Here is a 7,130-nt window from a genome sequence, read left to right as displayed (position 1 = left end):
CCAAGGGGTCATAGAGACGGCGTCACGGCGGCGATCGCCGTCGTTGGCGGAGACGACAGCAAAGACGGACGTCTCTCAGTCGAGACACGACAAGGTAGTATCGCGATCAAGAAAGCCGAGCGTGTCATATCCGCTCGCAACCGATATACTGCATACGTTCCCACGTTCCAGATCCGAAGACGAAACGACGAGCCCAAGCTGACCAGGCTGGCAGTGCGGCCGGCCGGGTCGTCCACGCCTGACATCTCGCCCGGATTGGGATGTGGGACGCCAGTCAGCTTTGAATGGGAATAGGGGAGTTGGACATCTACGACCGTGCCCCATCGTACGAGAGTCTTGTCGCTCCGGAAGCTTCCCGGATTAAATCCGCAAGCACCGCTCCCGATCCAATACTCGCGGTACATGCAACCAAGAGCGGTCATCCGGGCGCCAGCCTTGCATCTCATGCGCTGATGTATGCCGCGAGTTCATCCGGCGTGCCTCGCGGAAACGCTTGCTTCAGGTGCTCGAGGAACGCCGACACGCGCGCGCTGAGCAGCCGCCGTGACGGGTAGAGCGTCCAGAGTGCGATCTCGGGGCCATCGACGTCGCCCCAGTGGGCCAGGGTACAGTCCGCCAAGTCGCGGCCCACGAGCGAGATGGGCAGGCACGCGGCCCCAACGCCGGCCCGAACTGCGTCACGAACCATGATCATCGACGATAGCTGCAGGGTCGGCACAAAGGGGATGCGCGACCGTCCGCTGGACGTTCTCACCTGCCAAGCCTCTCCACTGCCGGAACCGCGTACCACAGCCGGCACGGCCCGGTTATCAGCGGGCTGCGCCAACCCTGGGCTAGCCACGACAACCAGCCGGTCGTGCAGAAAGACGCGGCCGATCAAGCTCTCGTCAGTCCCCGGGTTGACCCGAATGACGAGGTCGTAGCCCTCCTCGACCATGTCGGTGACGCGATCCTCTGTCGTGACCTCCAGTTGGACCTCGGGATGCCGCATCGCGAACTCGGCCGCGAGCTTTCCTATCGCGACATGTGAGAACAAGAGTGGTGCGCTGATCCTCAACCTGCCACGCGGCTTCGCGCCGCCGGAGGCAATGGCCGCAGCCGCCTCGTCGAGTTCTGTTAACAGCGCTCCCGTCCGCTCGTGGAGGGCTCGCCCCTCTTGGGTGAGCTTGAGAATGCGCGACCCTCGCTCGAACAGGCGTAGGTCGAGTGCGGCCTCAAGCTCCGCAACCCGGCGTGACAGCGTCGCCTTCGGGCGCCCGGCCGCCCGAGCAGCGCGGCCGAAGCCTCCGTGACGGGCAACGAGGTTGAAGTCGGCCAGAGCAAGGAGATCCATGTGTTCCACCGATGAGACGAGCTGTCCAGATATGCCGCCTATTGATTAGAATGTGGATCACCAATCTCCGGGATGCCGACAGGCTTCAATCGGAGTAAATCACATGACCATCCTCGTTACCGGCGCCACTGGCACAATCGGTCGCCAAGTCGTCGACAATCTCGTGGAGCGTGGCGCCGATGTGCGCGCTCTTGTCCGCGATCCTGCCAAGGCTGGCCTTCCAGCAGGTGTTACCGTCGTTACCGGCGACCTGCTCGACGTCGACGCCTTGCGCAGCGCCTTCTCGGGCGTCTCCACCCTCTTCCTGCTCAACGCCGTGGTGGCGGACGAATTCACTCAGGCTCTGATCGCGCTCAATGTCGCTCGGGAGGCCGGGATCAAGCGGGTTGTCTACCTCTCGGTGATCCACAGCGATGTCTACGTGAACGTGCCGCACTTTGCGGGCAAGTTCGGTGTCGAGAGGATGATTGAGCAGATGGGCTTCGAGGCCACGATCCTGCGGCCGGCCTACTTCATGAGCAACGAATTCACGATCAAGGACGTCATTCTCCAGCACGGCGTCTATCCCATGCCCATCGGAGCCAAAGGGCTTGCTATGGTCGACGGGCGCGACCTCGGCGAGACCGCCGCCATAGAGCTAATCCGCCGCGAGCAGACCGCCGGACCGCTTCCGTTTGAGCGGATCAACGTCGTTGGCCCTCAGACCCTAACCGGCGCGGAGGTGGCCGCGATCTGGTCGGAAGTGTTGGGTCGCCCGGTTGTCTATGGCGGCGACGAAACGGCTCGGTTCGAGCAGAACCTCCGTCAGTTCATGCCGGGCTGGATGGCCTACGACATGCGCATGATGGCCGAGCGCTTCCTGAGCGACGGCATGATGCCGGATGCCGGCGACGTCGAGCGCCTGACCACGCTGCTGGGTCGTCCCCTGCGCACCTACCGCAACCTCGCGGCCGAGATCGCGGCCTCGGCCTAACGGACAGGCGGCCCGCAACCATCATCGGAAAGACCATGGTCGTGATCTTCTCGACCGCGACCGTCCTCATGGGCCTGCAGGGCGAGATTCCAGACCCATGCGCGGGTCTGGCAAGGCTTCGTCCTCTCGGATCTACTGGAGGTTCATCTTCGGTTGGAGCGTCAGCGCAATTTGATTGCGCCCAAATATAGAGAGCCGATACGAGCTCCACGAATTTTTAACAAAAGCTAACAAAACCGACCAGGATGGGCTCTAAGAGTGACGACCACTTTCGGCAATATGGGAAGCAAGTCTTTGCAAAACTTTGCGAATATGGGCCAACACTCGATCATCGCGTCCGGGGTCGGGTTTTGAGACCGGCGTCACCTCGCCTGCGCTGCCCTGTTCCATGGCACCGATCCTCAATGCAGAGAGCAATTTTTAGTGACATGGTTCCCAAAAAATCAAGCGGATATTGTTTAGGCATTTTATGAAAACTCTCCTTCATTTTTGTTATGCGCCAAAGGTTTGTCGATCATGGCGCGAAAAGCGTATTCATGCTGCTGTGGAGCGCCGAAGCCAAGCTCGGACGCATGCGGTGCCAACGCGTTTCCATGTCGACGTCGAGAACAGCGAGGACGTCGTTCATGACGAGCTGGGCGTCGAGGCTGACGATCTGGCTCTGGCGATCCAAAAGGCCGAGCTCGGGATAGCAGAGCTTCGGGCGACCCGGCATTTGAATGGCACTTAAAGGGCGGAAGCCCGCCATTCGTGATGGAGACGGGAACGAGCTGTGCGTGTTGGCAATCCGAGTCTCACGAAATGACCAGGTTGTCCCAGGTGCGGACGCCACGAAGCCAGACAGATGCCGCGTGAGAATAGCAGCTACGGCCACGGCGGGCTGAGCCATAAGGCTGAACGAGCGGCCCCTGAGCCGGTTGAGGCACGATGGATAGCAAGATTATCTGGATGCAAGCGAGCGTGGCAGGCGTGCCGCTGCGCCGCTTCGTCGGCCGGATCGGCCAAATAGAGGTCGGGTCTGTCGAGTTCGATGGATCGAACCGGCTCTGGACGTGGTCGAGCCCGCTTGCGGAAGACGCTTGGGGCCACGCTCACGATGAGGCTGGAGCGAAGCAAGGCTTTGAAGTCTGGTTACGCGCTTGGCTGGAGAACTTCCGGTGCTTCTTCGAGAATACCCGACGCCCCCTTCTCTGACGCCCGCAACTCCGCCGGGACCATCCTTGTCCGACAACCTCAATCCTAAGACCGTACGACCGTCGCGCCAGAAACTCGGGATTGCGGGAAACGGCACCTGAAAAAGTCCGCAACCATGACAGTATGAAGCGGAAGCATCGTTTCGACGGGCGCGCGAGAGACGAGAACCTCCCCTGCCTGTTCGCAGTGACCGAATTCGCCCAAGTGCTCTGACGGAGGGCTTTGGCAGAAAATAATGTTCTGGCGTCGATCCGGTGCTGTGACGACGGACAGAAGTCGCAGCATTTGCGGCTCGACCTTCACACCCGTCCGTTCGAACACCTCACGGGCGCCTGTCTCCTGCCAAGTCTCTCCACGCAGTTGTACGCCACTCGGAAGGGCGGGCTTGGTAAGTCCGTTGGTCGTGGTTTGACGCACCATGAGAAGCCCATCCCGAACCGGAACCCTAACGACCACCATCGTCGGCGCATTGGCAGGCTTCCGTTTGGGCTTGATCCCGTCGGCGGCAGGTTGTGGCTGCGTCGTTATCCTCTGAGCTTTACGGGCGAGTTCGTTTGTCTGCCCTCGGCTTTCAGACTCTGATGGGCTGGCGATTGGCACCGCAGAAGCCGGCTTCTGACGAGCAACGATAGGGACCACGGGGCGGGACCGGGCAGTCACGGCGCTCTGCCGACCGAGCGGACCAGTCAAAAGTTTGCGGGCAAGGAGCTCGAATGCCTTGGGGAGTGGTTCGTCCGAGACTTCGCTGTAACTCTCTCGGAGGACTGGAACGATGCCTTTGATGACATGGGCCACCGCGAGGGCGCTGTATCGACAATTTCCAGATGAATAATTCGGGACGCTTCGAGCGTTTGACAAAACGGTCGCGGGGGTTGGAACGGACATGAACGCCTCCGTCAAATACTCCTCACACCCAGAACTGTTTCCAGAAATGCGGCACAAATAAGAGAAGCCCGACATCAGCAGTGCGTGTACCGAATATTGCGCGTGAAGCGATGGCCTGAAGAATTTTTGACTTCGAAAATTGGTGTTATCCAATCTATTGCGTAACTTATGTTAGCTGTGACTTCGCAGTTTTCAGGCCCGGTTTGGCTCGACCGGACGGTATGGATCGGAGAGTCAGACGCAAACAGCGCGCTCGGCAGCACTGCCGCGACCTCACGGCCCAACTCGACACGCTCCTCTAATAGAGGCTCCAACTATCAGAACTGAATCAATCAACGGAAGCGAATCGTTCGGCGATTTCAGATTGAACCGTTGGTGCCTTATAATGCTTCAGCTTTCTCGATCAGGCCATTGACATCTGTTTTCTTGATTCTTTTTCGCAAAAACAGACTGATACATTTCGGTGTTTTTTTATGCTGAGACAATAGCTGAGACGATCCAAGTCTTCGAACTGCGCGAGATCGCCTCGGGCGTGATCCGGCTTGCGAGAAGCGAGTCCGAGACACGCCTTGGCTTTTGGATGGCAATCGACGTTTTAGACGACGGCTTGCTTTCGAGCAGGCTCCCTGCGTCGAAGCTCGGGCGCCTCGAATATTACTGACGATGCGCGCTGTGATTCCAAACGTCCCGTTCGATGTTGCCTATTGGCTTCGGGACGTTGATCGTTCCCAGCGAGCTTGAGCAGACGGTTGCCGACGCGCGCACACGCGCCGCTTTTGAGTGTCGGACCTGGGAACAGTTCAGATTTGTTCCGGCTGCTCGCAGGACCGCGTGTGCCGCCGAATGGCCTGCCATCTCCCTAGACCGTGAATGACGTTGCCATCTGCGACCCTCGCAGCAGCCCCGACGACACAACGACCATCTGACAGATGTCGGCGGAGTCATAGCTCATCCAGATCGCAATGCGTCCACATGACAGGATCGGAGTACCGGACATGACAAAAGCCGATCAGGCGCGCCTGGGTCTCGCTGTTTTTCTCGTGGGAAGTGTCGTCCTGGCTGCCGCTCCAGCCTCGGCTGAAGTCAGCCTGAGCAAAATCGCGAGTTTCGAGCACCAGGTCACGGGCGTCGCAGTGGCAAAGGATGGGCGGATCTTCGTCAACTTCCCACGCTGGAGCGAGGACGCGCCAGTTTCAGTCGCCGAACTGAGGGATGGCAAGCCGATCGCCTATCCGGATGGGGAATGGAACGGTTGGCGCAATGCCAAGAAGGACGAGGTCGACCCGACGAACCACTTCGTCTGCGTTCAGAGCGTCGTCATCGACGCCCAGGATCGTCTGTGGGTAGTGGATGCCGCCGCGCCCGCGATGGGCGCCGTGGTCAAGGGCGGACCGAAGCTCGTGGGAATCGACCTGAAGACCAACAAAGTCTTGAAGACTATCCCATTTGACTCCAGCACGGTGATGCAGGCGTCCTACCTCAACGACGTACGGATCTCGCCGGATGGCAAAACCGCCTTCCTGACGGATTCCGGTGCCGAGGGTGCCCTCGTCGTTGTCGACCTCGACCGGGGCTCGGCCCAGCGCGTGCTGTCCGGCCACCCCTCGACCATGCCCAACAAGAGCGTGACGGTCACCTATGACGGCAAACCCTTGCGTCGTCCGGACGGACGTGGCGTGGAGTTCTCCGCCGATGGCATCGCCCTCTCCGGGGATGGCAAGACGCTCTATTGGCAGGCCATCAAGGGCAAGACGCTTTACAGCCTGCCTACAGATGCGCTGACCGGTTGGGCGACGGCTTCTTTCGTGCCCGAAATGCTGAGCGACGGGACGCTGGGATCCAAGCTCGTTACGGTCGGTGAGAACGGCCCGGCGGACGGGCTTCTCATTTCAAAGAAGGATGGTCGCATGTACGTGACTTCGCCGCAGGACAACGCGGTGAAGGTGCGCGATCTCTCAGGGGCGAATGCCGGTCTGACGACGCTGATCCAAGACCCTCAGTTGCGCTGGCCGGACACGTTTTCGGAGGGCCCGGACGGCACGATTTACGTGACGACCTCTCACATCCAGGACTCGGCCGATTATAAGCCAGGTGCGCCCACTGCTCTGCCAACCGAGCTTTGGGCGATCAAGCCGGGCGAAGGCGACGCCACAAGCTCGAGGGGCTCGGGATCTGCCCGCTGAGGCGCGTCTCAGCCGCTTGCCTTTAGGTTGGAGTGTCTCGGATGGATGACTTGGCGGCCGAAGCTGAGACGTTACCGCTGGAGGAGCGGCCGCTGCAGGTGCTCATCGTCGCGGGATCAGCCCGACGGCTCGACGGTTGCCCGGGCAGGGATGGCAAGGCGCGATTCTTGATGCACCGGATGCTCGGGCGTCTCCCGGCCCACTGGCAGGTTGACGCGGTCGACATTGGTAATGAGCACGGCAAGCCCAAGATTCAGGGCTGCAACGGCTGCGTCGGCTCCTCGATGGCACTCTGCGTCTGGCCCTGCAACTGCTATGGTCCGGACAGCGACCACTAGCCCGATCTGATGTGGAACGAGCGCCTCTACCAGCGCGTCGCCCGGGCCGATGCCTGGGCCATCATTGGGCCTGTCTGGTGGTACGGCCCCTCTAAGAACCTCAAGGCGATGTTCGACCGTCTCGTCTGCATGAGCGGTGGCAACCCGCGCCCTGACCTCATCGACAAGAAGAGCACTGTGAAGGCGCAGGCGCTGGAAAAGTCGCCACTCTGGAGGAAGCTGAC

Annotated in this window: 8 protein-coding genes; 5 read left to right on the top strand and 3 right to left on the bottom strand. The window is 60.5% G+C overall.

The features are described from left to right. Window positions 1-442 precede the first annotated feature (442 nt). A complete protein-coding gene (locus MGN01_RS22835) occupies window positions 443-1,333 on the bottom strand; it encodes a LysR family transcriptional regulator (RefSeq protein ID WP_147049095.1) in 891 nt (296 codons plus the stop codon). 103 nt (window positions 1,334-1,436) lie between these two features. Here MGN01_RS22835 and MGN01_RS22830 point away from each other — a divergent pair, with 103 nt between their 5' ends. Continuing rightward, entirely contained in the window at window positions 1,437-2,306 is an 870-nt protein-coding gene (locus MGN01_RS22830) for an NmrA/HSCARG family protein (protein ID WP_147049094.1), read from the top strand. A 514-nt stretch (window positions 2,307-2,820) separates the two neighbouring features. On the opposite strand, the gene MGN01_RS22825 is transcribed toward MGN01_RS22830, so the two are convergent. Beyond that, on the bottom strand, window positions 2,821-3,054 hold the full coding sequence (locus MGN01_RS22825) for a hypothetical protein (RefSeq protein WP_147049093.1): 234 nt from the start codon (window positions 3,052-3,054) through the stop codon (window positions 2,821-2,823). A 179-nt stretch (window positions 3,055-3,233) separates the two neighbouring features. On the opposite strand from MGN01_RS22825, the gene MGN01_RS22820 reads away from it, so the two are divergent. Further along, window positions 3,234-3,500 (top strand): hypothetical protein, encoded by a 267-nt coding sequence (locus tag MGN01_RS22820; RefSeq protein ID WP_147049092.1) that lies wholly within the window; start codon window positions 3,234-3,236, stop codon window positions 3,498-3,500. Window positions 3,501-3,545: 45 nt separating this feature from the next. Here the strand turns inward: MGN01_RS22820 and MGN01_RS24640 are convergent, their stop codons facing one another. Then, complete coding sequence (locus tag MGN01_RS24640) at window positions 3,546-3,959, bottom strand: NUDIX domain-containing protein (protein WP_373319212.1); 414 nt, start codon at window positions 3,957-3,959, stop codon at window positions 3,546-3,548. Between the two features lie 1,421 nt (window positions 3,960-5,380). On the opposite strand from MGN01_RS24640, the gene MGN01_RS22815 reads away from it, so the two are divergent. The 3 genes from MGN01_RS22815 to MGN01_RS24325 all read left to right on the top strand — a co-directional run. Beyond that, window positions 5,381-6,568 carry an L-dopachrome tautomerase-related protein gene (locus MGN01_RS22815; RefSeq protein ID WP_147049091.1) on the top strand — a complete coding sequence of 396 codons (1,188 nt, stop codon included), beginning with the start codon at window positions 5,381-5,383 and terminating at the stop codon, window positions 6,566-6,568. Between the two features lie 50 nt (window positions 6,569-6,618). Next, entirely contained in the window at window positions 6,619-6,906 is a 288-nt protein-coding gene (locus MGN01_RS24330; RefSeq protein WP_238258385.1) for a hypothetical protein, read from the top strand. Window positions 6,907-6,915: 9 nt separating this feature from the next. Further along, window positions 6,916-7,130, top strand: a 215-nt coding sequence (locus MGN01_RS24325; protein ID WP_244612319.1) for an NAD(P)H-dependent oxidoreductase, incomplete at its 3' end; no start/stop codon positions are given.

Source organism: Methylobacterium gnaphalii (genome assembly GCF_007992215.1).
GTDB classification, from domain to species: Bacteria; Pseudomonadota; Alphaproteobacteria; order Rhizobiales; family Beijerinckiaceae; genus Methylobacterium; species Methylobacterium gnaphalii.
The sequence above is the reverse complement of the archived record's forward strand: the minus strand, read 5'-3'. Positions and strand labels throughout refer to the sequence as shown.

Coding starts and splice junctions, on each gene's coding strand:
- MGN01_RS22835 (WP_147049095.1), bottom strand. CDS start 1,333: ATGGATCTCCTTGCTCTGGCCGACTTCAACCTCGTTGCCCGTCACGGA.
- MGN01_RS22830 (WP_147049094.1), top strand. CDS start 1,437: ATGACCATCCTCGTTACCGGCGCCACTGGCACAATCGGTCGCCAAGTC.
- MGN01_RS22825 (WP_147049093.1), bottom strand. CDS start 3,054: ATGGCGGGCTTCCGCCCTTTAAGTGCCATTCAAATGCCGGGTCGCCCG.
- MGN01_RS22820 (WP_147049092.1), top strand. CDS start 3,234: ATGGATAGCAAGATTATCTGGATGCAAGCGAGCGTGGCAGGCGTGCCG.
- MGN01_RS24640 (WP_373319212.1), bottom strand. CDS start 3,959: ATGGTGGTCGTTAGGGTTCCGGTTCGGGATGGGCTTCTCATGGTGCGT.
- MGN01_RS22815 (WP_147049091.1), top strand. CDS start 5,381: ATGACAAAAGCCGATCAGGCGCGCCTGGGTCTCGCTGTTTTTCTCGTG.